Source organism: Saccharopolyspora dendranthemae, from assembly GCF_007829955.1.
In the GTDB taxonomy this organism is placed as follows: Bacteria; Actinomycetota; Actinomycetes; order Mycobacteriales; family Pseudonocardiaceae; genus Saccharopolyspora; species Saccharopolyspora dendranthemae.
Map to the genome: position 1 here is coordinate 479,188 of NZ_VIWX01000004.1, position 22,677 is coordinate 501,864.

The 22,677-nt window shown below is 69.1% G+C and carries 27 protein-coding genes and 1 pseudogene; 13 read left to right on the plus strand and 15 right to left on the minus strand.

The window, feature by feature from the left end; genetic code table 11:
- Positions 1-72: 72 nt before the first annotated feature.
- Both FHU35_RS20430 and dut read right to left on the minus strand, forming a co-directional pair.
- Positions 73-702 carry a DUF3710 domain-containing protein gene (locus tag FHU35_RS20430; RefSeq protein ID WP_145742152.1) on the minus strand — a complete coding sequence of 210 codons (630 nt, stop codon included), beginning with the start codon at positions 700-702 and terminating at the stop codon, positions 73-75.
- A 4-nt stretch (positions 703-706) separates the two neighbouring features.
- The gene (dut, locus tag FHU35_RS20435; protein WP_186459520.1) at positions 707-1,201 is read right to left on the minus strand and encodes a dUTP diphosphatase; all 495 of its coding nucleotides are present in this window, start codon (positions 1,199-1,201) and stop codon (positions 707-709) included.
- A gap of 24 nt (positions 1,202-1,225) precedes the next feature.
- Here dut and FHU35_RS20440 point away from each other — a divergent pair, with 24 nt between their 5' ends.
- A complete protein-coding gene (locus FHU35_RS20440) occupies positions 1,226-1,735 on the plus strand; it encodes a DUF3093 domain-containing protein (RefSeq protein WP_145742154.1) in 510 nt (169 codons plus the stop codon).
- Between the two features lie 136 nt (positions 1,736-1,871).
- Here the strand turns inward: FHU35_RS20440 and FHU35_RS20445 are convergent, their stop codons facing one another.
- Positions 1,872-2,171: a DUF4193 domain-containing protein gene (locus tag FHU35_RS20445; RefSeq protein ID WP_093416518.1), complete on the minus strand. Its 300-nt coding sequence runs from the start codon at positions 2,169-2,171 to the stop codon at positions 1,872-1,874.
- Between the two features lie 482 nt (positions 2,172-2,653).
- On the opposite strand from FHU35_RS20445, the gene cei reads away from it, so the two are divergent.
- Complete coding sequence (cei, locus tag FHU35_RS20450) at positions 2,654-3,355, plus strand: envelope integrity protein Cei (RefSeq protein ID WP_145742156.1); 702 nt, start codon at positions 2,654-2,656, stop codon at positions 3,353-3,355.
- Between the two features lie 194 nt (positions 3,356-3,549).
- Here cei and FHU35_RS20455 read toward each other — a convergent pair whose 3' ends face one another.
- Entirely contained in the window at positions 3,550-4,353 is an 804-nt protein-coding gene (locus FHU35_RS20455; RefSeq protein WP_246110443.1) for an inositol monophosphatase family protein, read from the minus strand.
- A gap of 87 nt (positions 4,354-4,440) precedes the next feature.
- Between FHU35_RS20455 and ppgK the strand changes: the two genes are divergently transcribed.
- From ppgK to FHU35_RS20470, 3 genes are all read left to right on the plus strand, one after another.
- On the plus strand, positions 4,441-5,202 hold the full coding sequence (ppgK, locus tag FHU35_RS20460; protein ID WP_145742159.1) for a polyphosphate--glucose phosphotransferase: 762 nt from the start codon (positions 4,441-4,443) through the stop codon (positions 5,200-5,202).
- A 419-nt stretch (positions 5,203-5,621) separates the two neighbouring features.
- Positions 5,622-7,004 (plus strand): RNA polymerase sigma factor, encoded by a 1,383-nt coding sequence (locus tag FHU35_RS20465; RefSeq protein WP_145742161.1) that lies wholly within the window; start codon positions 5,622-5,624, stop codon positions 7,002-7,004.
- A gap of 483 nt (positions 7,005-7,487) precedes the next feature.
- The gene (locus FHU35_RS20470; RefSeq protein ID WP_145742163.1) at positions 7,488-7,673 is read left to right on the plus strand and encodes a DUF7455 domain-containing protein; all 186 of its coding nucleotides are present in this window, start codon (positions 7,488-7,490) and stop codon (positions 7,671-7,673) included.
- Between the two features lie 62 nt (positions 7,674-7,735).
- On the opposite strand, the gene FHU35_RS20475 is transcribed toward FHU35_RS20470, so the two are convergent.
- From FHU35_RS20475 to FHU35_RS20485, 4 genes are all read right to left on the minus strand, one after another.
- Complete coding sequence (locus FHU35_RS20475) at positions 7,736-8,947, minus strand: cysteine desulfurase-like protein (RefSeq protein ID WP_145742166.1); 1,212 nt, start codon at positions 8,945-8,947, stop codon at positions 7,736-7,738.
- A gap of 385 nt (positions 8,948-9,332) precedes the next feature.
- On the minus strand, positions 9,333-9,623 hold the full coding sequence (locus tag FHU35_RS29365) for a hypothetical protein (RefSeq protein ID WP_186459521.1): 291 nt from the start codon (positions 9,621-9,623) through the stop codon (positions 9,333-9,335).
- Positions 9,590-10,102: a hypothetical protein gene (locus tag FHU35_RS20480; RefSeq protein ID WP_186459522.1), complete on the minus strand. Its 513-nt coding sequence runs from the start codon at positions 10,100-10,102 to the stop codon at positions 9,590-9,592. The genes FHU35_RS29365 and FHU35_RS20480 overlap by 34 nt, the downstream gene beginning before the upstream one ends.
- A 68-nt stretch (positions 10,103-10,170) precedes the next feature.
- Entirely contained in the window at positions 10,171-11,940 is a 1,770-nt protein-coding gene (locus FHU35_RS20485) for a DEAD/DEAH box helicase (protein ID WP_145742169.1), read from the minus strand.
- A gap of 332 nt (positions 11,941-12,272) precedes the next feature.
- Here FHU35_RS20485 and FHU35_RS20490 point away from each other — a divergent pair, with 332 nt between their 5' ends.
- Entirely contained in the window at positions 12,273-13,340 is a 1,068-nt protein-coding gene (locus FHU35_RS20490) for a YihY/virulence factor BrkB family protein (protein WP_246110444.1), read from the plus strand.
- Between the two features lie 27 nt (positions 13,341-13,367).
- On the opposite strand, the gene FHU35_RS20495 is transcribed toward FHU35_RS20490, so the two are convergent.
- Positions 13,368-13,619: a DUF3039 domain-containing protein gene (locus FHU35_RS20495; protein ID WP_145742174.1), complete on the minus strand. Its 252-nt coding sequence runs from the start codon at positions 13,617-13,619 to the stop codon at positions 13,368-13,370.
- A gap of 85 nt (positions 13,620-13,704) precedes the next feature.
- Complete coding sequence (locus tag FHU35_RS20500; protein ID WP_145742176.1) at positions 13,705-14,052, minus strand: DUF3099 domain-containing protein; 348 nt, start codon at positions 14,050-14,052, stop codon at positions 13,705-13,707.
- A 141-nt stretch (positions 14,053-14,193) separates the two neighbouring features.
- Between FHU35_RS20500 and FHU35_RS20505 the strand changes: the two genes are divergently transcribed.
- Complete coding sequence (locus tag FHU35_RS20505; protein ID WP_145742178.1) at positions 14,194-14,868, plus strand: lysophospholipid acyltransferase family protein; 675 nt, start codon at positions 14,194-14,196, stop codon at positions 14,866-14,868.
- Between the two features lie 21 nt (positions 14,869-14,889).
- Here the strand turns inward: FHU35_RS20505 and FHU35_RS29725 are convergent, their stop codons facing one another.
- Positions 14,890-15,453: a GntR family transcriptional regulator gene (locus FHU35_RS29725; protein ID WP_246110445.1), complete on the minus strand. Its 564-nt coding sequence runs from the start codon at positions 15,451-15,453 to the stop codon at positions 14,890-14,892.
- A 59-nt stretch (positions 15,454-15,512) separates the two neighbouring features.
- Positions 15,513-15,635: pseudogene (locus FHU35_RS29990) on the minus strand (GntR family transcriptional regulator); the annotation flags it as partial.
- A gap of 134 nt (positions 15,636-15,769) precedes the next feature.
- Here FHU35_RS29990 and FHU35_RS20515 point away from each other — a divergent pair.
- Both FHU35_RS20515 and FHU35_RS20520 read left to right on the plus strand, forming a co-directional pair.
- Positions 15,770-16,000, plus strand: coding sequence for a hypothetical protein (locus FHU35_RS20515; RefSeq protein WP_145742181.1), 231 nt, complete (start codon positions 15,770-15,772; stop codon positions 15,998-16,000).
- On the plus strand, positions 15,997-16,281 hold the full coding sequence (locus FHU35_RS20520; protein ID WP_145742184.1) for a hypothetical protein: 285 nt from the start codon (positions 15,997-15,999) through the stop codon (positions 16,279-16,281). The genes FHU35_RS20515 and FHU35_RS20520 overlap by 4 nt, the downstream gene beginning before the upstream one ends.
- On the opposite strand, the gene FHU35_RS20525 is transcribed toward FHU35_RS20520, so the two are convergent.
- Positions 16,241-16,819: an HhH-GPD-type base excision DNA repair protein gene (locus tag FHU35_RS20525; RefSeq protein WP_145742186.1), complete on the minus strand. Its 579-nt coding sequence runs from the start codon at positions 16,817-16,819 to the stop codon at positions 16,241-16,243. The genes FHU35_RS20520 and FHU35_RS20525 overlap by 41 nt on opposite strands.
- Before the next feature lie 133 nt (positions 16,820-16,952).
- On the opposite strand from FHU35_RS20525, the gene FHU35_RS20530 reads away from it, so the two are divergent.
- Positions 16,953-17,795, plus strand: a complete 843-nt coding sequence (locus FHU35_RS20530; RefSeq protein WP_222429439.1) for a hypothetical protein — start codon at positions 16,953-16,955, stop codon at positions 17,793-17,795.
- Between the two features lie 96 nt (positions 17,796-17,891).
- Here the strand turns inward: FHU35_RS20530 and FHU35_RS20535 are convergent, their stop codons facing one another.
- Together FHU35_RS20535 and FHU35_RS20540 are read right to left on the minus strand one after the other, a co-directional pair.
- A complete protein-coding gene (locus FHU35_RS20535) occupies positions 17,892-18,608 on the minus strand; it encodes a class I SAM-dependent methyltransferase (protein ID WP_145742188.1) in 717 nt (238 codons plus the stop codon).
- Between the two features lie 32 nt (positions 18,609-18,640).
- Complete coding sequence (locus FHU35_RS20540) at positions 18,641-19,213, minus strand: isochorismatase family protein (RefSeq protein ID WP_145742190.1); 573 nt, start codon at positions 19,211-19,213, stop codon at positions 18,641-18,643.
- Between the two features lie 121 nt (positions 19,214-19,334).
- Between FHU35_RS20540 and FHU35_RS20545 the strand changes: the two genes are divergently transcribed.
- From FHU35_RS20545 to FHU35_RS20555, 3 genes are all read left to right on the plus strand, one after another.
- A complete protein-coding gene (locus FHU35_RS20545; protein ID WP_145742192.1) occupies positions 19,335-20,849 on the plus strand; it encodes a N5-glutamine methyltransferase family protein in 1,515 nt (504 codons plus the stop codon).
- On the plus strand, positions 20,846-21,271 hold the full coding sequence (gene dtd, locus FHU35_RS20550; RefSeq protein ID WP_145742194.1) for a D-aminoacyl-tRNA deacylase: 426 nt from the start codon (positions 20,846-20,848) through the stop codon (positions 21,269-21,271). The genes FHU35_RS20545 and dtd overlap by 4 nt, the downstream gene beginning before the upstream one ends.
- A gap of 325 nt (positions 21,272-21,596) precedes the next feature.
- The gene (locus FHU35_RS20555; protein ID WP_145742196.1) at positions 21,597-22,568 is read left to right on the plus strand and encodes a sigma-70 family RNA polymerase sigma factor; all 972 of its coding nucleotides are present in this window, start codon (positions 21,597-21,599) and stop codon (positions 22,566-22,568) included.
- The last annotated feature ends 109 nt before the right edge of the window (positions 22,569-22,677 follow it).

Below are 22,677 nucleotides of genomic sequence, written 5' to 3' on the forward strand. Positions count from 1 at the left end.
TCCCGCCGGCCGTTCGAGCTGCCCGCGGGGGACGTTCCAGGCGGAACCTCCCCCGCTGCGGGGACTCGGTCCTCAGACCTGCCCGTTGGGGGTTTCCGACTGCTGCGCCTGCTGGATGTGGCGCAGGATCGCCTCCGGGAGCTCGATGGGCAGCGGCGTGCGCACCGGCATCGGCTCCGAGCCGCGGACCACGACGGTGTCGTCCAGAACGCCGTAGAGCAGCCGCGCGCACTCCTTCGACGTCTCGGCCGGACCGGCCGAGACCCCGCGCAGCAGCCAGCGCGGGCCGTCGACGCCGACGAACCTCAAAGCCGCCTTCGGCGAGTCGGCCACGAGCTCGAGACCCCAGTCGCCCTGCTCGGTGTGCACCCGCGCACCGTCCTTGCGCAGCTGGTCGGCCAGCTCGTTGCTGACGTCCTGCCACAGCCCGCCGCTGCGCGGTGCCGCGAAGGCGCTCACCGTCAGCCTGCCGACCGGCGTCACCAGGTGCACCGCGCGGACCGGCCCGGACGGGTCGACCTCGACCTGCAGCTGGCCGCCCTCGGGCACCGGCACCCGGACCGAGCCGAGGTCGAGGCGCTCGACCTCGGACGAGGGCGCCTCGTCTTCGTCGTACGGTCCCTGCGAGGGAATCTGCTCGGGCGCTTCCCGCTGCTCGTCCGCGGCGTCGCGCTTGGACTTCCCCCGGCCCCTTCTGAACATCCCCTCAGACCTCCGTCCTGTGACCGGCCTCGGTGGTTCCCGACGCCGTCAGCACCTCATGACCACCTGTGGAGCCATAACCACCGGCACCGCGCAGCGACTCGGGCAGCTCGTCGACCTCGTCGAACACGGCGCGCTCGACCTTCTGCACGATCAGCTGAGCGATCCGGTCACCTCGTCTCAACGACACCGGCTGCACACGATCATGATTGATCAGGCAGACCTTGATCTCACCGCGGTACCCGGAATCGATCGTGCCGGGCGTGTTGACCACGCTGAGGCCGGTCTTGGCCGCCAGTCCGGAGCGCGGATGGACGAAGCCCGCGTATCCCTCGGGCAGCGCCACGGCGACTCCGGTTCCCACGAGAGCGCGTTCGCCCGGTTCGAGAACCACATCACTGGTGGTTACCAGATCGGCACCGGCATCCCCGGGTTTGGCGTATTCGGGAACCGGTACGCCAGGGTCGGTTCTGGTAAGCAGGACCTTCACGTTCGACACGGGCGGCGAGACTACCCTGAATGCGTGTCCGAAAGCGTAGAAGCAGCCAGCACGGACGGGGACAACCCCGGTCAGGCGAATTCGAAGAGCCGCGCGGCCTTCCGCGAGCGGTTGTACGCCTCGTGGTGGACGTGGCCGTTGCCGCTGGTCGCGGCGGTGTTGATGGCCGCCCAGGTGCACATGGGCTACCCGGGCGTGCGGGCGTGGCTGCCCTACGTCGTGCTCGTCCCGCTGGCGATCGCCGTGCCGCTGTGGCTGGGCAGGCTCAAGATCGAGGTCGTCGACGACGAGCTGTGGGTCGGTGACGCGCACCTCCCGCTTCGGTTCATCGACGAGGTCGAGACCGTCTCCCCCGCCGAGAAGCGCCGCGCCCTGGGCCCGGACCTGGATCCGGCGGCGTTCCTCGTGCACCGGTCCTGGGTGCCCACCTCGGCCCGCATCTGGCTCGACGACCCGGACGACCCCACGCCGTACTGGGTGATCAGCACCCGCAAGCCGGATAAGCTCAAGGCCGCCCTGCTCCGCCGCGGCTGACGCGGAGCGCGGGCACCGGGTCCTCGAGCCGCTCGATCGGACCTCGCCGGAGGAGGTCCGCAGGAAAAACACTGGGCACACGCCGCCCGCGTGTGCCCAGCCACTTCCCTTTGTGTGCGCGTCGTCGACGTGCGCCTCAGGCGGCGCAATCACGGCAGATGAACTGACCGTTCTTGGTCTCGGCCAGCCGGCTGCGGTGATGAACGAGGAAGCAGCTCGAGCAGGTGAACTCATCAGCCTGCTTCGGGAGCACCTTGACGGTCATCTCCTCACCGGACAGGTCAGCGCCCGGCAGTTCGAAGTTCTCCGCGATCGCCCCTTCGTCCTCGTCGACGACGCCCGATTGCGCATCGTTGCGTCGCGCCTTCAGCTCCTCCAACGAGTCCTCCGCCAAGTCCTCGGACTCGCGGCGAGGAGCGTCGTAGTCGGTCGCCATCGTGATTCACCCCTGCGTTAGTGGAGACTGCAATGGTGTGCCGCTGGTAAACGTTCCAGGACCCGGATTTGTGCCCGATGGGACAGTGATCGCGGTCTCGCCCTGCAACGCGTCTAGTTCCCCCGTAAAGAGCGACTTGCCTCAACTCGGCACTCCGTGAGGCGCCGAGAGGGTAGCTCATAACTTCTGCGAACACGCAGCAGGTCACCCGTAGGTGTGGCATTGCGCGCATTCGGAGGCCGTCGTAGATCAAAATTGGACGGGTCGACCGGCCCCACCGGACGGCTCTTCCCGGTTGCCCGGACGATCGACGCGTGATGCGATGCGCTCGCGCTTTCCCGGTCGGCATCGGCATCGAGACGATCACGGGGAGATCAAGACACGACAGCGGCGACCAGCACCGCGCAGCACGGGGTCAACCCCTAGGCTGATCCAGTGCGGGCGGGAGCGCGCGGATCCGATGCATCCAGGGAGGGGCGGACGTGGCAGCCGTAGGTGCAAGGCCGGGACGGCGAGTCGGATATCGCCGACGCCGACCGCTCCCCGCACTGGTCGTGCTGGTGGCGCTGGTGGTGCTGTCCGGACTGGTGTGGACCCGCGTCTTCGGGTCCGTCGAGGACATCGACACGGCCACCAGGTGCAACCCGCCCGGAGCCCCGACCGCTCCGCCCGAGGTCAGCGGCCAGCCCGCGCAGGTGCCGGTGGGCACCATGCTCGAGCGCAACGCGCTGGACTCCACCAACCCGGTGCCGCCGCAGGACGTGCAGGTGCGGGTGCTCAACGGCAACGGTGAGAGCAGGCAGGCGAGCATGGTCGGCGACGAGCTGGCCAGCCTGGGCTTCAACAAGGCCGGTGCCGACAACGACGCGGTCTACGTCAACTACGACCTGCAGTGCCACGGCCAGATCCGCTTCGGCGCGGCGGGCATGAGCGCGGCCCGCACGTTGAGCCTGATCGCTCCCTGCGCCCAGCTGGTGCGCGACGAACGCGAGGACGCCGGCCTCGACCTGGCGCTGGGCGCGGACTTCGACGACATCAAGACCACGCAAGAGGCCAAGCAGATCCTGCAGCAGCTGCAGAACTGGGTGCCGCAGCGCGATCAGCAGGACGGCGCGCACCAAGAGGTGACGCCACCGCAGATCAGCGAGGATCTGCTCACCAAGGCCCGCGACGTGCACTGCTGATAACGATTCCCGGCAGAAACCGGCAACGGCTCGCTATCGATGTCGTGGCGGGAACCCGCCTGAGAATTGGCGGGTTCCCGCCACGAGCCGTCTAGAGGCTGTTCGTGAATTGGTGCGGGTAGCGGAACCCGAGCGCCGGTGCGGGCTGAGTCCCACATCTAAAAAGGCGGCTCTGCCGCATTCCCAAACGGCTCCTAGACCTCGCCGGCGTCGGCCGCGAGGAGCGCGCCGGTGAGCCCCTCGGCGATCCCCGGAGTGGCGCAGACGAGCATCTCGTCGCCGAGCCCGTCCGCCGACCCCTTCTGAGGCAACCGCAGAGTCGCGCCGGCCTCCTCGGCGATCAGCGCTCCTGCGGCCCAGTCCCAGCGGTTGAGGCCCACCTCGTAGGTCGCGTCCAGCCATCCGGCCGCGACCGCGCACAGGTCCAGCGAGGCCGCCCCCGCCCGCCGGATGTCGCGCACTCGGCCGAGCAGTTCGTTCACCACGCGCGCCTGAGCCGTCCGCCGCTGCACCGCGTAGGCGAAGCCGGTGCCGACCAGCGCGAGATCCAGCCGCTCGGAGCCGGAGACCCGCAGCGGCTCGCCGTCGAGGAGCGCGCCGTGACCGGCCGCAGCGCTCCAGACCCGACCGGACACGGGCTCGACGACAGCACCGGCGACCGAGCGCCCGTCGACCTGCGCTGCCAGCGAGACCGCGTAGAACGGGAATCCGTAGAGATAGTTCACAGTGCCGTCGATCGGGTCGACGACCCAGCGCAGTCCGTCCAGCGCACCGTCGCCGCCCTCCTCCTCGCCCAGCACGGACTCGCCGGGGCGGATCTCGGCCAGCCGCTCGCGCACCAAGCGCTCCACGGCTCGATCTCCCATCGTGACGACATCGGTCTCGGTGCTCTTCGTGTCGACACCGTCTGTCACCGCCTCGTCACGCACGGTTCTGGCCAGCTCGGCGGCTTCCCGCGCGATCCGTACCGCGACCTCGGACAAGGCGAATGCGTCCACATCTTTTGCCAATCCCACGCAGACATCGCAACACAGTCCCGTTAAGGTCTGCACACCTTGGTCTGAATCGAATAGGAAGGATCAGCCATGGCGACAGCCCGCGGGTTCGGCGTGGATATCGGCGGATCCGGCATCAAGGGATCGCCGGTCGACATCGAAGCCGGAGTGCTGGCCGAGGAGCGCCTGCGCATTCCGACGCCGCAACCCTCGACCCCGGACGCGGTGGCCGACGCCGTGGCCGAGATCGTCGAGAAGTTCGCGTGGACCGGACCGGTCGGCGTCACGCTCCCCTGCGTCATCAAGGACGGCACGGCGCTCACGGCTGCCAACATCGACAAGGGCTGGATCGGCACCGACGCTCAGGCCCTGTTCGCGGAGCGGCTCGGGCGAGACCGGGACGAGATCGTCGTGCTCAACGACGCCGACGCCGCCGGAGTCGCCGAGATGAAGGCCGGCGCAGGCGCCGGGCACCAGGGCCAGGTCGTGGTGCTGACCTTCGGCACCGGGATCGGCAGCGCGATGTTCATCGACGGCAAGCTGGTGCCCAGCACCGAGTTCGGCCACATCGAGGTCGACGGCCACGACGCCGAGTCGCAGGCCGCCGCTTCGGTCAAGGACGATCTCGAGCTCTCCTACGAGGAATGGGCGCCGCGGGTCACCCGTTACGTCCAATCGCTGGAGAAGTTCCTCTGGCCCGATCTGCTCATCGCCGGCGGCGGTGTCAGTCGGAAGGGTCACAAGTGGATCCCACTGCTGGAGACCCGCACGCCCGTCGTGGCCGCGGCGCTGCGCAACGACGCCGGCATCGTCGGCGCCGCCATGGCGGCCGCGAGCAGCGAGAAGAGCTGATCTCACCACTGCCGGGCGCAGCGGCGACCGCGCGCTGCGCCCGTCTCGGCGGGGAATTCCGAGTGACACCCGTCGGTGTGCTCGGTACGGCTCGCAACAGGCCTTCCGAGCCGTGCCTAGCACACGTCGGGACGCGCGGACTCCGCCTCGCAGCGGAACCGCACCCCCGCATCGCGGTTACAATGGAACACGACCCACTTGGTTCGAAGTCCTTTTGGCTGGTGAACGCTGGTGAATCCGCCCGCTGGCGCAATGCCGACGGTGGTAGCCGCTCCGGCGGCGAACCGGTCACCCCGGCAAGTCTCGGGTGATCGCTCGTCAGCCAGGACGCCGAGTCCGGTGGGTTGTTCCCCGACCTTTGGCGGCCGAGGTTTCGCGCCCTCCGGCCAGCCCTGATCGACCGTCGCGAAAGGGCGTACGTGGCAGCCGCAGAAACCGCAACCCGACGCTCCAGCACCGCCGAAACCGACGGCGGCGCTCCAGCCGAGTCGGGCCAGTCCCAGGCCACCCCAGCTTCGGAGGCGGCTGCTTCGTCTGACGTCGAGCAGACGAAGCCTGCCGCGCGCAAGAGCACCGCCAAGAGCTCGACGGGTGCGAAGTCGACGACCCGCAAGCCCGCGGCCAAGAAGAGCGCCGCCAAGACCCCGGCGAAGAAGACGACCAAGTCGGATTCCGCCAAGGGCAGCGGCGAGGGCATGGAGATCGACGAACCGATCGAGACCGACCTGACCTCTCCCGAGGTCGGCGATCTCGCGGAAGTCGAGGTGGAGATCCCGGAGGAGCCGGTTCCGGACGAGGACTCCAAGGAGTCCGGTGACTTCGTCTGGGACGAGGAGGAGTCCGAGGCGCTCCGGCAGGCGCGCAAGGACGCCGAGCTGACCGCTTCCGCGGACTCGGTTCGCGCCTACCTCAAGCAGATCGGCAAGGTCGCCCTGCTCAACGCCGAGGAGGAGGTCGAGCTCGCCAAGCGCATCGAGGCCGGCCTCTACGGTGCCGAGCGGCTGCGCCAGATCGAGGAGTCCGGCGAGCAGCTGACCACGCAGATGCGGCGCGACCTGCGCTGGATCGTGCGTGACGGCGAGCGCGCCAAGAACCACCTGCTGGAGGCCAACCTCCGCCTGGTGGTCAGCCTCGCCAAGCGCTACACCGGCCGCGGCATGGCGTTCCTGGACCTGATCCAGGAGGGCAACCTCGGTCTGATCCGCGCGGTCGAGAAGTTCGATTACACCAAGGGCTACAAGTTCTCCACGTACGCGACCTGGTGGATCCGTCAGGCCATCACGCGTGCGATGGCCGACCAGGCGCGCACCATCCGCATCCCGGTGCACATGGTCGAGGTCATCAACAAGCTCGGGCGCATCCAGCGCGAGCTGCTGCAGGACCTCGGTCGCGAGCCCACGCCCGAAGAGCTCGCCAAGGAAATGGACATCACCCCGGAGAAGGTGCTGGAGATCCAGCAGTACGCCCGGGAGCCCATTTCGCTCGACCAGACCATCGGTGACGAGGGCGACAGCCAGCTCGGTGACTTCATCGAGGACTCCGAGGCCGTCGTCGCGGTGGACGCGGTGTCGTTCACGCTGCTGCAGGACCAGCTGCAGTCGGTGCTGGCGACGCTGTCCGAGCGCGAGGCGGGCGTGGTCCGGCTGCGCTTCGGCCTCACCGACGGCCAGCCGCGCACGCTGGACGAGATCGGCCAGGTCTACGGGGTTACCCGGGAGCGGATCCGGCAGATCGAGTCCAAGACGATGTCGAAGCTGCGCCACCCGTCCCGGTCGCAGGTCCTCCGGGACTACCTGGACTGACCGCATCATCTGCGAATCGGCCGTCGATCCACTCGGATCGGCGGCCGATTTCGTGTGTCCACTTCGGCCTCGAACCACGCATTTCGGACTCCAGAAGGGCCGATTTCCGTCCGAGTGCTGAGATTTGCTGTTCGCTTCCAGAGGAACACGACCGAACACAGATCGTCATATTTGTGATCCACCACACCAGGATCAGCCTTGACTGCTCGATGCGTTTCTCCAGCTAGATTCATCGATCCCGGCGTATTGCCTGGTCAGCGAGACGGCGCTGATGTTGATCACGCTCCGCAAGGATCGCTGCTGCAACCGGGTACTTCATGGTGACGACCGTCGCTAGCCCGCGCGGGAACACTGACTCCGGCCAAAACGTCTGGAAGAGTGGAGCCAACGAGCACCGACCCTGCAGCCAGTAGGACACCGGTGGTCGTAGCAGGATCGAGGGCGTCGGTGTGGAAACCGACGCCGGGACGGAGGGAGATATCGATGCCGGGAACGCTCACCCGCCCCGAGCTGACCGCCGCCGACCGCTGCGACCGCTGCGGGGCCGCTGCCAAGCTTCGCGCCGTACTACCGTCCGGTGGCGAGCTTCTGTTCTGCGGGCACCACGCCCGCGCCTACGAAGCCGGTCTGCGCGACGTGGAGGCCGACCTTCAGCAGGACGAGCAGTGACAACCTGATCAGCTGAGTTCACCGGGCCCCCGCAGCCACGCGCTGCGGGGGCCCGGTGCGTTTCAGGCGCTGATCTCGCCGAGCGCGGCGAGCAGCCGATCGACCTCGCCGGTGGTCGAGTAGTGCGACAGGCTCGCCCGCACACCGCCCTCGGGGCCGATGCCCAGGGCGTGGACGAGCCCCCACGCGTAGAAGTGCCCGGCGGAGACGTTCAGACCCCTCTCCGAGAGCGCAGCGGAGACCTCCGCCGGGGCCCTGCCCTCCACGGTGAAGAACGCGGTGGGCGTGGTGGGGCCCTGCGGCACCCCGTGGCGCCGCACGCCGCTGAGCCCGGCCAGGCCCTCGCACAGGTGGCTCGCCAGCCGCTCCTCGTGCTCGACGACAGCCGCGCGCGACGTCGCGAGCCGTTCGGACCGGCTGCCCGCCGCGTCGGCGTCCAGGCCGGCCAGGTGCTCCACAGCGGCGACCGCACCGGCCATCGGGGCGAACGGGTTGGTCCCCAGCTCGAAGCGCTCAGGAGAGCTCTCCGGCGAGGGCTTGAGCTTGTCCGGGTGCAGGTTCTCCAGCACCCACGGGTCGGCGGCGACCACGGCTGCCAGGTGCGGCCCGGCCCACTTGTAAGCGCTCGTGGCGTAGAGATCCGCTCCCAGCTCCGCGATCCTCACGTGCGCGTGCGGGCAGTGCTGCACGCCGTCGACGTAGGACAGCGCACCGACCTCCCGAGCCCTGTCGGTGATCGGCTTGAGGTCGGGGATCACGCCGAGCATGTTCGACGCTGCGGTGACGGCGACCAGCTTGGTGCGGTCGCCGATCAGTCCCACGACGTTGTCGACCGGGAGCTCACCGGTGGCCGGATCGATCTCGGCGGTGCGCACGGTCGCACCCGCCCGCTGGGCGAGCTGCACCCACGGCCGCACGTTGGCGTCGTGATCGAGATCGGTCACCACGATCTCGTCGCCGGGGTTCCAGCCCAGCGCCAGCGTTCCGGCGAACCGGTAGGTGAGCGAGGTCATGCTGGGCCCGAAGGTCACGCAGGCCGGATCGGGCGCGCCCACCAGGTCGGCCACAGCCGCGCGGGTCTCGGCGACGATCCCGCTAGAGCGGCGGCTCGACTCGTAGGGCCCGCCCACGTTCGACAGCCCGACCCGGTACGCGTCGCTGATCGCCTCGATCACCACCTCCGGCACCTGCGTGCCGGCGGCACCGTCCAACCACGCCCGTCCGTCGGCCAGCGCCGGGTACTGCGCCCTGACCTTCTCCACGTCGAATCCCATGCGGCGACCCTAGAAGACCGAACGACCCCCCAAGATCATCGCCCCCGGCCGCACCTGGCACGCGGGCACCGCCGCGGCAGCTCCCAGTTTTAGGGATCATTGCAGAATCACTTTGCTTGGCGGTGCAGGTAGCGGAACCTCACACGCCGCCTGGACTCCGTGCGCCACTCCTGATGTCTTCCGCTTACCCCGGGGTGGACATCGGCGTCGCGGCGTACTCGCCAGACGACGAGTGAGAAAACCCCACAGGGGACGGCACAGCGGTGCAGGTTGAGTCCCACACCTGAAGCAACGCGCCGCACCAGATCCCAGTTTTAGTCCAAACTGAGCCGACATTTCGGACATGACCATGGCTCGGTTTGGACTAAAACTGGGAATTGCCCCGCTACGCGGAGGTGACCTCGTCCTCGGACGTTCCCGACGCTTCGGTGGCTTCGGCGTCGTCGGCGGGGCTCGGGGTGAAGGCTTCGGTGGTGACGTCGCGGACGAGCTCGACGACGCTCGGCCCGTAGCTCTCGGGCTCGATGACGCGCAGCAGCACGCAGAAGCGCCTCCGGAGGCCGTGAGCGCGCTTGAGCCGCTGGAACTCCGCATCGAGGTAGCGCGCGGCGGCGCGGTTGGCGATCGAGGTCTGACCGCAGATCACGAACGCGGGCTTGTCGCGCTCGTCCCGCACGACCTTGGCCAGCAACGCGTACCCGACCCGGCGGGCGTTCGGCGGGTAGGTCTGCCCGCCCACGGTGATCGCCGTCCGCTCCTCCACGCCCCCGATGCGCACGCCGGCAGCACCGACCTCAGGTGGGCTTCGGTCCGCCGGTTGGCCACCGGACCGCCGATGCAGAACTCGGGTTTGTCGGCCAGCCCCTGGTAGACCTGGTCGTGGAAGATCACCTCGGGCTTCGCACCGCACTCCCCGAGGATCGACGAGAGATCGAGCATCGCGGCGGCGTCGTTGCGGTGGACGCTGCGCTCGTTGTCGGCCGAGACCATCCGCGGCACCACGAGCAGGCACTCACCACCGCTGCTCAGCCCGAAGAACGCCTGCTTGCGCCGCAGCCCGCGCAGTCGCAGCAGGCGACCGGAGAGCCAGACCACCGAGCCGGTGATCACGCTGGCGATGATGTTGAGCCCGATGTTCCACGCGTCGCCGGTCACAGCCCGCTCCAAGATCGTCGCTCTGGCGGGTGACAGGTTAGCCGGACGGCAGCACCCGCATCAGGCGATCACCAAGAACGGAGCGTGGCGATCCGCTCTTCTAGCTGTTCGACCGTGGCCATGGCGGTCGGCGGGCCGCCGCACGCCTTCTGCAGCTCGTTGTAGATCTTGCCGTGCGGCTTGCGGGTCCGGTGGTTGTGCAGCGACACGAGGGTGTTGAGCTCCTTGCGCAGCTTCTGCAGCCGCTCCTGGACGCTCTGCGGACGGGACTGCTGCTCGGCCTGCTCGGCGGCCTTCGCCGCCTTCGACTCGGCCTCGCGCTTGCCGACGTCCTCCAGCTGCTGCGACTGGCGCTGCCGCAGCAGCGCCTTCACCTGGTCCGGCTCCAGCAGACCCGGCAGACCGAGGTAGTCCTGCTCCTCCTCGGTGGTGCTGAACGCGGCCGTGCCGAACGACGAACCGTCGTAGATCACCTGGTCCAGCTCGGCGTCGGCGCCCAGCGAGGTGAACGCCTTCTCCTCCTCGCCCGGCTCGTCGCGCTGGGCGTTGGCGGCGGCGACCAGCTCGTCGTCCCAGCCATCCTTCTCGCGGTGCGGCTTGCCCAGCACGTGGTCGCGCTGCGCTTCCAGCTGGCTGGCCAGTTCCAGCAGCACGGGCACGCTGGGCAGGAAGATGCTGGCCGTCTCCCCCGGCCGTCGAGACCGCACGAAACGACCGATGGCCTGGGCGAAGTACAGCGGCGTCGAGGCGCTGGTGGCGTAGACGCCGACTGCCAGGCGCGGCACGTCGACGCCCTCGGACACCATCCTGACCGCGACCATCCACTTGTCGTCGGACTCGGCGAACTCACCGATCCGCGACGACGCCTGCGGATCATCGGAGAGCACCACGACCGGATCCGAACCGGTGATCTGGTGCAGCGCCTTGGCGTAGGCCTTGGCCGTCGGGTGGTCGGACGCGATCACCAGGCCGCCCGCGTCCGGGATGCCGCCTTGGCGGAGCTGCTCGAGCCGGGTGTCGGCGGCCTTGAGCACCGCGGGGATCCACTCGCCGGACGGATCCAGCGCGGTCCGCCACGCGCGGGCGGTCTGCTCGGCGGTCAGCGGTTCGCCCAGGCGCGCGCTGAACTCGTCGCCGGCGTTGGTGCGCCAGCGCGCCTCGCCCGAGTACGCGAGGAACAGCACCGGCCGCACGACGCCGTCGGCGAGCGCGTCGGAGTAGCCGTAGGAGTGGTCCGCGCGGCTGCGCAACGACCCGTCGGCGTCGGGCTCGTAGCCGATGAACGGGATCGGCGAGTCGTCGCTGCGGAACGGCGTACCGGTCAGCGACAACCTCCGCACAGCGGGGGTGAACGCTTCCCGGATCGCGTCGCCCCAGGACTTCGCGTCGCCGGCGTGGTGCACCTCGTCGAGGATCACCAGCGTCTTGCGGCGTTCGGTGCGGACCCGGTGCAGGTTCGGGTGAGCCGCGACCTGCGCGTAGGTGACGACCACGCCGCGGTAGTCGCTGGAGGTGATCCCGTCGGCGTTGCGGAAGTTCGAGTCCAGCGGGATCCCGGCGCCACCGGCGGCCAGCGCCCACTGGTGCTTGAGGTGCTCGGTCGGCGCGACCACGGTGACCTGCTCGACCGTGCGGTCGGCCAGCAGCTCGGCGGCCACCCGCAGGCCGAAGGTCGTCTTGCCCGCGCCGGGCGTCGCGACGGCCAGGAAGTCCTGCGGCTGGTTGGCCAGGTACTTGGTGAGCGCTCGCCGCTGCCAGGCGCGCAGTGGCCGGGACGGGGCCTGCGAGGGATCGCTCAGAACAGATCGGACGGAATAGTCGAGTTGCGCTTCGGACACGCCGGCTCGCCGCTCCCTTCCTCGTTTTCCCCAAACCGGATGGTGCGGGCACATCCGTTGAGCCCCACTACCGCCGTGCTCCCTCGAACGAGGGATTGACCGGAGAACTGGATCAACCAGCACCGATCAACTTCTGGCGGACCGCCGTGCAGCTTACCTTTGCGCTCCGGTCGACACCGGTTCGGCCGATCGAGACGCTTCCGACACTCCGGTTTCAACACCTCGACGCCTACGCACGGGAGCTATGAAGCATCCTTATAGGCGAGATGGGTTCGCCGAGTTCGCCAGAAAGCCAGGGGCGCAGCGCGACCGCAGCCCGGGACGAGGTCCCGGTGCGCCGCGGTCCCCTGCGCCTGGTCGTGCGCACCCTGGACAAGGCGTGGTGGGACAACATCTTCTCGGAGTCCGCGGCCGCCGCGTTCTGGCAGACGATGTCGCTGCCGCCGCTGCTGCTGGGACTGCTGGGCAGCCTGGGCTACCTCGGTGATTGGTTCGGTCCCGCGATCGTCGACGCGGTGCACGACAAGATCCTGGCCTTCTGCCGCACCGTGTTCACCGGTGGCGTCGTGGACCAGATCATCGGTCCGACCGTCGGCGACATCCTGACCAAGGGCCGCAGCGAGATCGCGTCGATGGGTTTCCTGCTGTCGCTGTGGGCCGGGTCCTCCGCGCTGGCGTCGCTGGTGGACTCGATCACCCAGGCCTACGACCAGTACCTGGTGCGCAACAGCGTCTGGCAGCGGATCGTGGCGCTGCTGCTGTACCTGGTCGGCCTGGTTCTGGCGATCATCGGGATGCCGGTGGTCGCGCTGGGCCCGGAGTGGCTGCCGACGGTGTTCCCGCACGGCCTGCAGGACGACATCACCTGGCTGATCCACGCGATCTACTACCCGGCCACGGCTGCCGGTCTGGTGATCGCGCTGGCGACGCTCTACAGCGTGGCGCTGCCGCGGAAACTGCCCTGGTACCGGGGAATCCCGGGTGCGCTGCTGGCGATGGTGCTGTTCCTGGTGTCCAGCTACGGGCTGCGGGTGTACATCACCTGGATCACCAGCACCGGCTACACCTACGGCGCGCTGGCGACGCCGATCGCCTTCCTGCTGTTCGCGTTCTTCATCGGCTTCGCGATCATCATGGGCGCGGAGTTCAACAACGCGATCCAGGAGATGTGGCCGGCGAAGATGACCCGCCGGGAGCGGCGGCGCTGGCGACGGTTGGAAATGCGGCGGCTGGCCCAGCGGATGCACACCGAGGACGGCTACCGCGCGTGGCGTGAGGACAAGACCCGCACGCAGGAGGACGATCCGGAGCCGCCGGCGGCCGACCCCGAGCCACCGCACACCAACGGCGCACCGGTGGCCTTCAAGCGCGCGGGACATCCCGAACCGCACAGCGGCTGATCCGCGGCGGTTCGGGAAGCGCCCTGCTCACTCGTCGCCGCCGCCCGTGGGCAACGACTCGAAGATCTCCTTGCAGTCCGGGCAGACCGGGGAACCGGGCTTCGCGGACTTGGTGACCGGGAAGACCTGACCGCACAGCGCCACCACGTGATTGCCCATGACCGCGCTCTCGGCGATCTTGTCCTTCTGCACGTAGTGGAATACCTCGGGACGGTCGTCGCTGGTCTCTTCAGCGGTCTCGTTCCGGGTGTCGGTCTCCGGCAGCGTCATCGTGCTCATGTCACCAATGATGCCGCACACCGCATGCGTTTGTCCGCAGCGGCCCCGTTCCCGCCACGACGGTGATCGTCCTGGGCAGGGGCGGTCAGGTGCCTTCGATGACCTGGTGGTTGGGCGACTCGATGCTGCGGTGCGAGCGGCGGAATCGGTTGACGTCCTCGGACTTGCGGACGGGCCGATCGTTGGCGATGAGAACCGCCATCCACGGCAAGGGGATCGAAATCGCCACGATGATCAACGCGAGCCACCACAGCTGCCACACCTGGAACACGACTACCGCACCGACCAAGCACGGGATGCGGCTGGCCATCATCCACGCGTACCTGCGGCGGCGAAGGGCCTGCTGATCGTCCATCGACGGCTCGGCCTCGGTGATCAGCACCGGGGTGTCGTCACGATGTGAAGTGTTCACGACGCTACCTCCGACCTCCATGCTCCCACTCGTCGACGAGCCCGGATACCCCCGGGACCCCGGCGATTACCCCCACCGGTTGACCTGCGCGCCGCACCCGCGAAACCTCGGCGGGTTAGATTCGAGGGGGAGCGGACAACCTCGGAGCGGGAGAGACCACACATGCTGTACGCGGTGAGCAAACGGGTCGTAGGTGCAGTGGCCAGGTCGGTCTACCGCCCCAAGATCATCGGCGCGGAGAAGGTGCCCACCACGGGGCCGGTGATCCTCGCTCCGAACCACCTCGCGGTGCTGGACAGCTTCATCGTCCCGCTCGTGCTGCCGCGCCCGGTGGCCTTCCTCGCGAAGGCCGAGTACTTCCAGGGCACGGGCGTCAAGGGCGGCCTCAGCAAGTGGCTGTTCACGTCGCTGGGCGCCATCCCGGTCGAGCGGGGCCGCGGCCGGGCCGCGCTGGAGGCGATCGGCGCGGCCGAGGACGTGCTGCGCAACGGCGGCGCCTTCGGCATCCACCCGGAAGGCACCCGCTCCCCCGACGGCCGCCTCTACCGCGGCCGCACCGGCGTCGCACGGCTGACGCTGAACACCGGCGCCCCGGTCGTGCCCGTGGCGCTGACCGGCACCGACAAGCTCCAGCCCCGCGGCACCAAGATCCCGCGCCGGGCCGCGGTCACGGTCCGCTTCGGCGACCCGCTGGACTTCACCCGCTACTCGGGCATGGAGGCGTCCCTGCCGGTCCTGCGGTCGATCACCGACGAGATCATGTACTCGATCTCGGAGCTCTCCGACCAGGAGTACGTCGACAAGTACCAGAAACCCGGAGCAGCAGCCGCCGCCTGAGCCGGCACGGCTGGGATCCGATCAGATCGCGTCCCAGCCGTAGCGGAGCTCGTACCCGGCGCCCGACATCACCATGTCGTTCACCTCGACGACCCGCTCCCCACTCCAGGTGCGTCGACGAACGGTGAGTACCGGGCCAGCGCCCAGACCGAGCAGTTGACGCTCGTTGGCGTCAGGCATGCGGGCGCCGACCACCTCTTCATGTCTCGCGATTCCGAACCCGAGCTCTTCCAGGCGGGCGAGAGAGCCGCCCGCCCCGGTCTCGACCTCCTCGAGAGCGGTTCCCCGGGTGATCTCCCGAGGCAACCGGGACACCGCGAGCATGACCGGCTGCCCGTCGGCGCGCATCACCCGATCTCGTACGCAGATCTCGGCATCTTCCGCCATACCGAGGAGTTCGGCGAAGTCCTGCGCGGGTTCGAACCACACGCGCACCGAGGAGGCTGGGGCGAAGCCCTGGGCATCCGCCTCCGCCAAGAAGGCGGCCTTGTTCCGCTCCCGGCGGGCCTTCGACAGGCGATCACGGGAGTCGAGCCGCTGAACCACGGTCGGCGGCGACACGAACACCCCGATGCCGTGGCGCATCTGTGAACCAGACCGGCATCGCGGAGCTCCCTGAGCGCCTGACGAACCGTCGTGCGCGAGGCGTCGAACTGCTCTTGCAGCGCCTGCTCGGTGGGCAGCTTGTCACCCACACCCAGCGATCCGCTGTCGATCTGGCCTCGCAGCGTGGCGGCGATCTCCTGGTACTTCGCTGCGGCGGACATCGGAAACACCTCGCACTAGACGACTCAGTCCTCCCAAACGAGTGTCTCACCTTGCCTCACCAGAGATGGCATCGCTACCTTCGTCACGAAGTTGTATGAGACGACTGTGACGACTGATGCAAGTGGGCGATGCCATGTCAGCGACGACCGAGCCCACGCCACCCACGCGTGTCGGGGGCGTGATCGAGGTCGGCCGATTCGAGATCGACCTGGAGGTAGCGGTGGTCGACGGGCGGGAGTGGTTCTGCTGCCCGGTCGGCGGGAAGCGCTGCGGCCGGGTTCTCGTCGACTTCGGCGTGATGGGCCTGGACTGCATGGCCTGGCACGTCCAGCACGTGCACTTCGCCTGCCTGATGGGGGTATGACCGTGGCCAAGATCCCCTGCCAGTGGCTCTACCTGGGCGGATTCACGTTCCGGTGGGGTCGCGGGGACCCCGCGATCGACGTGCTGCGCGGAGATCCTGGACCGGTGCACGAGGACGACCTGCGCATCGCGTCGATACCGGTGGAGCGCAGCTGGGCCGACATTCGCGACCTGGACGAGCGCGCCCGTGCGTGGCTCCGCGCCACGGCACCCCAGCGGGCTGCCGCAGCACGACGCGGACCTACTTCGACGCCTTCGCTGCGGCCTTCTGGGCCTTCTTGAAGGAGCGGACCTCTTGGAGGGTGTGCTCGTCGACGACGTCGGCGATCGACCGGCGCGCGTCCTCGTCGCCGTAGGCGCCTGCCGCCTCCCGCCAGCCCGCCGGTTCCACGCCTCGCTGCTTTCCCAACAGCGCGAGGAAGATCCGGGCCTTCTGGTCGCCGTAACCCGGCAGGGCCTTGAGCCGCTTGAGGACTTCCTTGCCGTCCGGGTCGCCGTCGGTCCACAGCGCCTCGGTGCGACCGTCGTAGTGCTCGACCACGTGCTGCGCGAGGGCCTGGACGCGCTTGGCCATCGAACCGCCGTAGCGGTGGATCGCCGGCTTCTGCACGCACAGCTCGACGAACTCCTCCGGATCGGAGTCGGCGATCTTGGCGACGTCGAACCCGCCCATCCGATCAGCGATCTTCTTCGGACCGGCGAACGCCAGCTCCATCGCCACCTGCTGATCGAGCAACATCCCGGTGAGCAGGGCGAACGGGTCGTCCGAGAGGAGCTTGTCGGCGTCGGCGTCGCCGGTCAGGTGCAGCGCTTGGGGCATGAACCCATCCTGGCACGCGCCCGAACCGACAACCACGCCACCGCACTCAGCATCGATCACCGACCTGGCGCGGGGAGGATTCGATGCCCACCTCACCGCCAAGTCCGCAGCCCCCGGGGGCAAGCTGTCACGCGTGCGTTCATGGATGTCGAGCCTGGACCGGGCCACCCGCCTCTTCTGGCGGCTGAGCGGCCGCCGCGTCGACCTCGCTCACGCCGAGCGGTGGCTGAACGCGCCGATGAGCGAGGGGTCGACGGTCGGTGATGCGTGGGTGCGCACCGCCACGACCAGCGGTGGCGGCGAGACGGCCAGCCCCTCCGGGTTGCTCGCGGACATGTCGCAGCTGGACGGGCCGTCCTTCCGGGTGGCCGATCTGCGCCCTGAGATCCGGGACTTCTACGAACACACGTCCAGGTGGCGCATGGAGGTCTGGACCCAGTGGAACCCGGTCTTCCAACCGGGCGGCGAGCTCATCTCCCGGCTGTTCGGGCGCCGCGTGCAGCAGCTGGCGCTGCCCACCCGCCCGCTCGACGTCGCCCACGGCATGGACAGCAAGGTCGTCCCCATCATCGGGGCCGGTGGAGGCCAGGAAGCCGCCGCGTGGATCCGGACGCTGAGGTCGACCGGCGAGTACGTCTACAGCGGCTGCTACACCACGCGGACGCTGCCGGGTGCGCGAAGCCCGAGCGTGCACGTCGCGTTTCCGCTGGAATCGGGAAACGTCCAGGTCTTCCTCCAGCCCGTGGCACTGCCGGGTGGCGAGCTGGAGCTGCGGTCACCGGCGGGCACGTTCGGCCAGAACGGCGCCTACGTGGTCGTCGAGTCCGGCGGACGCTCGTTCGCCGCGCGCATCCCGATCCACGAGACGTTCCACCTCTACGTCGACGACGAAGGCTCGGTGCGAACCGATCACACCCTCGCGCTGCGGTCCGCTCAAGTGGTCCGCCTGCACTACAAGCTCACCCCAGGAACATGATCCTGCCTCGCGTCGATCTACTTCGACGACGGCGACATCGCTGCCATCGCGTCATCCGTCCCCTGGGGCTGAGCCGACTCGGGCCCGAGTGGGAGCTCAGTCGGCTCGGCGGGTGATGAAGACGTGCTCCTCGTCGGGCCGGTCTGGGGCTTCTCGCACCTCGACGATCTCGAACCCCGCTTCGGCGAGGGAGGTTTCGATCTCCTCGCGGGTGCGGAAGCGGAGGGTGGACTCGCTGGTGAGCTCGTCGCCGTCGGCGAAGCGGTAGGTGCTGCGGAAGGAGATCAGCGGCGGGCTCACGTCGGTGAGCTCGTCCGTCCGCTCGACGCGGCCCTCCCCCGGGATCTCGACGCTGGTGGTGCCGGGCCACCGCTCCCAGGCGCGGCGTTCGGGCTTGCGCGTCTCGAACGCGAAGTGCGTTCCCGGGCGGAGCGCGGCGCGGACGCTGAGCAGCACTCGGGTCCACTCCTCGTCGGTGCGGAAGACCTGCGCGACGTTGCCGGTCATCACCGCCAGGTCGGCCGCGATGGTCGGCAGGATGGTGGCGTCGCAGCGCACCCAGACGATCCGCGCGGAGCTGTCCTTGGACCTGGCGACCGCCAGCGAGGCCTCAGCGGGGTCGGTCCCGACGACCGTGCGCCCGGTCTCCTCCAGAAGGATCGCCAGCGACCCGGTCCCGCACCCCACGTCGAGAACTCTGGCCGCACCGAACTCGTCGGCGATCTCGACGTAGGCGGTGAGGTCCGCGCGGTCCGATTCGAACGCGTCGTAGAGCGGCGCGAGCCGGGGATGAGCGAACATCGCGTCAGGCACCGGCCGAATCTAGCCCCACGCCCACCGGCTGGCTACCGCCTTTTCGCCGATGCGGACGTGAAGTCCACATCCGCCGTGCTGACCGTGCCCGCGGTGCGGCCGGGCGCGACCTGGTAGCGCCAGTACAGGTTGGTGTGCGCGATGACCTCTTCCGGCGTCGGCGCTCCGTACTGGCTGAGGTCGACGGTGGTGTGGGCGTCGGCGACCAGCGTCGCGTCGTACCCGCGGGTGAACGCGCCGTGCAGCGTCGAGCGGACGCACTGGTCGGTGGCCGCCCCGGCGACCACCAGCCTGCCGATACCGCCGGTGGCGAGCAGGTCCTCCAGCTCGGTGCTCTCGAAGGCGTCTCCGTAGGACTTGTGCACCAGCGGCTCGGCGTCACCGCGGTCGAGCTCGGGCACCAGTTCCCACGCCTCGCTGTCGCGGACCATCGAATCGTCGTGGTGCTGAACCCACACGACGTCGACCCCGGCCGAGCGGGCTCTGCTGACCAGGTCCCCGATGTTGGCGACGATCCGGTCGCGGTCGTGGGCGTCGGCGACGACCCCGTTCTGCACGTCGATGACCAGCAGCGCGGTGTTCGGCCGGTTCTCCAGAGTGGTCATGACAACTCCCCCGTCGTGGATGAACCCGATGCTAGGCCGCACCACCGACGGCGTCCGGCCTCGCGACCGCCCGGTCGAGTGAGCGGGTGGGCCCACCGGCGGGCGTGTGAGGATTCAGGACGTGATTCCAGATCTGTCCGCTGACCGCATCGACCGACTCCGCGACGCCTTCCGCGACGCCTCCTACGACGCCGACGGCGTCCTCGACCTGCTCGGCCACTCCGCGCACGCCGCGCTCGGCCGCGGTGAACCCGTGCCCGCGCTGCGCGCCGTCGAAGGCGCGGGCCCGCTGGGCACCCTGGTCCGGCTGTTCCTGCTCGGCCAGGCCGAGAAGCGCGCCGAGGTGCAGGCCGCGCTCGGCTCCCTGGACGTCGACGAAGCGCTGGCGGCCGGGATCCTGACCGCCGACGGTGAGCTGCTGCGCGCCGGGCTCGACATCCGCCCTCACGGCGAGGGCGAGCACTCCTGGTGGGTGGTCTCGGACCTGGACTCCGACCTGCGCGGCGGCCGACCCCTCGACGCCGACCACGTGCTGGGCGTCGGACACGCCTCGTTGAGCCTGGTGCGGGCCACCACCCGGCGGAAGGTCGGCTCCGTGCTCGACCTCGGCACCGGCTGCGGCGTCCAAGCCCTGCACGCGAGCACGCACGCGGACACCATCACCGTCACCGACGTCTCCGAGCGGGCGCTGGCGCTGGCCGGGGCGACGTTCCGGCTCAACGGCGTCGACGCCGAGCTCTCCGCGGGCGAGTGGTTCGACCCGGTCCGGGGCCGCAAGTTCGACCTGGTGGTGTGCAACCCGCCCTTCGTGGTCGGGCCGCCGCGCACCGACTTCACCTACCGCGACTCCGGCTTGGCCGGTGACGACGCGAGCGCGCTGGTGGTGCGCCAGCTGCCGTCCTTCCTCACCGAGGGCGGCACCGGGCAGCTGCTGGCGTCCTGGGTGCACCGGGACGGCGAGGACTGGGAGGACCGCGTGTCGTCCTGGCTGCCGCCGGGCGCCGGCGTGGACGCGTGGTTCGTGCAGCGCGACGTCGCGGACCCGGAGCTCTACGTCGGCACGTGGTTGCGCGACGCGGGGTACGACCCGCGCTCGGAGCAGGGGATCCGCAAGGCGGCCGAGTGGCTGGACTGGTTCGAGGCGAACGACGTGATCGGCATCGGGTTCGGCTTCGTCACGCTGCGCCGGACCGACGGTCCGGGCGAGGTCGTCTGCGAGGACCTGCGGCACGCCTTCGACGACCCGCTCGGCCCGGAGTCCGACGCCTGGCTGCGCAGGGTCGAGTGGCTGCGCGCCCACGACTCGGACGACGACCTGCTGGCCGCTCGCCTGGTCACCGCCGACAGCACCGTGCTGGAACAGGTGTCGCAGCCGGGGGACGAGGGCTGGGAGGCGATGGTGCACCGCCTGCACCGCACCGACGGGCCGGGCTGGCAGCACGAGATCGACGAACTCGGCGTCCGGTTGCTGGCGGGCTTCCGGGGCGCCCTTCCGCTGGAGGAACTGCTCGAGCTGCTGGCGATGGGATACGGCGAGGACGCGGAGGAGTTGGCCGCGGCCGCGATTCCGATGGTGCGCGAACTCGTCCGGCACGGAATGGTCGTTCCGGCCGAATGGGAAGGTGATGATCGGTGAGGGCAATCGTCACGCGGGTCACTCGCGCCTCGGTAACGGTCGACGGTGAAGTCGTCGGCAAGATCGAAGAACCCGGCCTGTTGGTGCTATTGGGTGTGACGCATTCCGACGGTCGTGAGGAAGTCACGAAAATGGCCCGGAAACTGCACGAGATTCGAGCCCTGCGGGACGAGGAGTCGTGCGCCACGACCGGTGCTCCGCTGCTCGTCGTCAGCCAGTTCACCCTCTACGGATCGACCAAGAAGGGGCGCCGCCCGTCGTGGACCGAGGCGGCCCGCCCGGAACAGGCCGAACCGCAGGTGGACGAGGTCGTGGCGGAGCTGCGCGAGCGGGGTGCGCGGGTGTCGACCGGGGTGTTCGGCGCGATGATGGCCGTCGAAAGCGTGAACGACGGGCCATTCACACTTTTGGTTGAGGTCTAAATGTAACGAGAGCTCTCAGGAAATCCTCAGGCTTGGGGGCGCAACGGATGTGACGGCCGCGACGTCTTCGAATCGAGAACTTCGGGAACGAATTCGCCGCGCCCGTCGTTTTCCAGGTAACGAAGCTTCAACGGCCGTGCCGACAGCGGTGACCGAACAGCTGCGAGTTCCGACGGAACGGACAGCCATGGCACCGACCCGACATCCGTGGAAGAACGTCGACGCGGAAGGCCCGGTAATACCGAGCGTACGCGTCTTCCGCACCGCGCACCGATGCGTCGGTGTGAATTGCGCCCCGCCAGCCAGCCCGTCAGGGAGGGAGCTCATGACCGTCCCGCAGACCACCAAGCCAGACGTCGCCGTCGCCGAAGAACTGGACACCCAGGGACCATCGGCCGACCTGGTGCGCGTCTACCTCAACGGCATCGGGCGCACCGCGCTGCTCACCGCACAGGAAGAGGTCGACCTCGCCAAGCGCATCGAGGCCGGGGTGTTCGCCAAGCACCTGCTGGAGGACAGCAAGAACCTCTCGCCCGAGCGGCGCTCCGACCTCAATGCCGTGGTGCGGGATGGCCGGCGCGCGAAGAACCACCTGATGGAGGCCAACCTCCGGCTGGTCGTCAGCCTCGCCAAGCGCTACACCGGCCGCGGCATGCCGCTGCTCGATCTCATCCAGGAGGGCAACCTCGGGTTGATCCGGGCGGTGGAGAAGTTCGACTACACCAAGGGCTTCAAGTTCTCGACCTACGCGACCTGGTGGATCCGTCAGGCCATCACCAGGGGCATGGCCGACCAGAGCCGCACCATCCGGCTGCCCGTCCACCTGGTCGAGCAGGTCAACAAGCTGGCCCGCATCAAGCGCGACCTGCACCAGAAGCTGGGTCGCGAGGCCACCGACGACGAGCTGTCGAACGAGGCCGGCATCCCGGTCGAGAAGATTCTCGACCTGATGGACCACTCCCGGGACCCGGTGAGCCTGGACATGCCGGTCGGTGCCGAGGAGGACGCCCCGCTGGGCGACTTCATCGAGGACTCCGAGTCCGCTGACGCGGAGAACGCGGTGATCTCCGGGTTCCTGCAGGACGACCTGCGGCGGGTGCTGTCCACGCTGGAGGAGCGCGAGCAGGCGGTCATCCGGATGCGCTACGGCCTCGAGGACGGCCAGCCGCGGACCCTCGACCAGATCGGCAAGGCGTTCGGCCTGTCCCGCGAGCGGGTCCGCCAGATCGAGCGCGAGGTCATGTCGAAGCTCCGCCAGGGCGATCGGGCCGACAAGCTCCGCGCGTACGCCAGCTGATCCGACCGGAGCGCCCCTCCGCTCCTGACCTGGGAGCGGAGGGGCGTTCTCGTGTGGCGGAAGTGACGCGTGGGAACTCCGATGCCGGTCCGCATCACTTTGCACCCGA

Excerpts from the sequence above, each read along its gene's own strand:
- FHU35_RS20500 (WP_145742176.1), bottom strand. The coding sequence starts at position 14,052 with ATGGAGGTCGGAGGTAGCGTCGTGAACACTTCACATCGTGACGACACC.
- FHU35_RS20555 (WP_145742196.1), top strand. The coding sequence starts at position 21,597 with ATGACCGTCCCGCAGACCACCAAGCCAGACGTCGCCGTCGCCGAAGAA.
- FHU35_RS20445 (WP_093416518.1), bottom strand. The coding sequence starts at position 2,171 with ATGGCGACCGACTACGACGCTCCTCGCCGCGAGTCCGAGGACTTGGCG.
- ppgK (WP_145742159.1), top strand. The coding sequence starts at position 4,441 with ATGGCGACAGCCCGCGGGTTCGGCGTGGATATCGGCGGATCCGGCATC.
- FHU35_RS20495 (WP_145742174.1), bottom strand. The coding sequence starts at position 13,619 with ATGAGCACGATGACGCTGCCGGAGACCGACACCCGGAACGAGACCGCT.
- FHU35_RS20505 (WP_145742178.1), top strand. The coding sequence starts at position 14,194 with ATGCTGTACGCGGTGAGCAAACGGGTCGTAGGTGCAGTGGCCAGGTCG.
- FHU35_RS29725 (WP_246110445.1), bottom strand. The coding sequence starts at position 15,453 with ATGCGCCACGGCATCGGGGTGTTCGTGTCGCCGCCGACCGTGGTTCAG.
- FHU35_RS20430 (WP_145742152.1), bottom strand. The coding sequence starts at position 702 with ATGTTCAGAAGGGGCCGGGGGAAGTCCAAGCGCGACGCCGCGGACGAG.
- FHU35_RS20475 (WP_145742166.1), bottom strand. The coding sequence starts at position 8,947 with ATGGGATTCGACGTGGAGAAGGTCAGGGCGCAGTACCCGGCGCTGGCC.
- FHU35_RS20470 (WP_145742163.1), top strand. The coding sequence starts at position 7,488 with ATGCCGGGAACGCTCACCCGCCCCGAGCTGACCGCCGCCGACCGCTGC.
- FHU35_RS20540 (WP_145742190.1), bottom strand. The coding sequence starts at position 19,213 with ATGACCACTCTGGAGAACCGGCCGAACACCGCGCTGCTGGTCATCGAC.
- FHU35_RS20520 (WP_145742184.1), top strand. The coding sequence starts at position 15,997 with ATGACCGTGGCCAAGATCCCCTGCCAGTGGCTCTACCTGGGCGGATTC.
- FHU35_RS20525 (WP_145742186.1), bottom strand. The coding sequence starts at position 16,819 with ATGCCCCAAGCGCTGCACCTGACCGGCGACGCCGACGCCGACAAGCTC.
- FHU35_RS20515 (WP_145742181.1), top strand. The coding sequence starts at position 15,770 with ATGTCAGCGACGACCGAGCCCACGCCACCCACGCGTGTCGGGGGCGTG.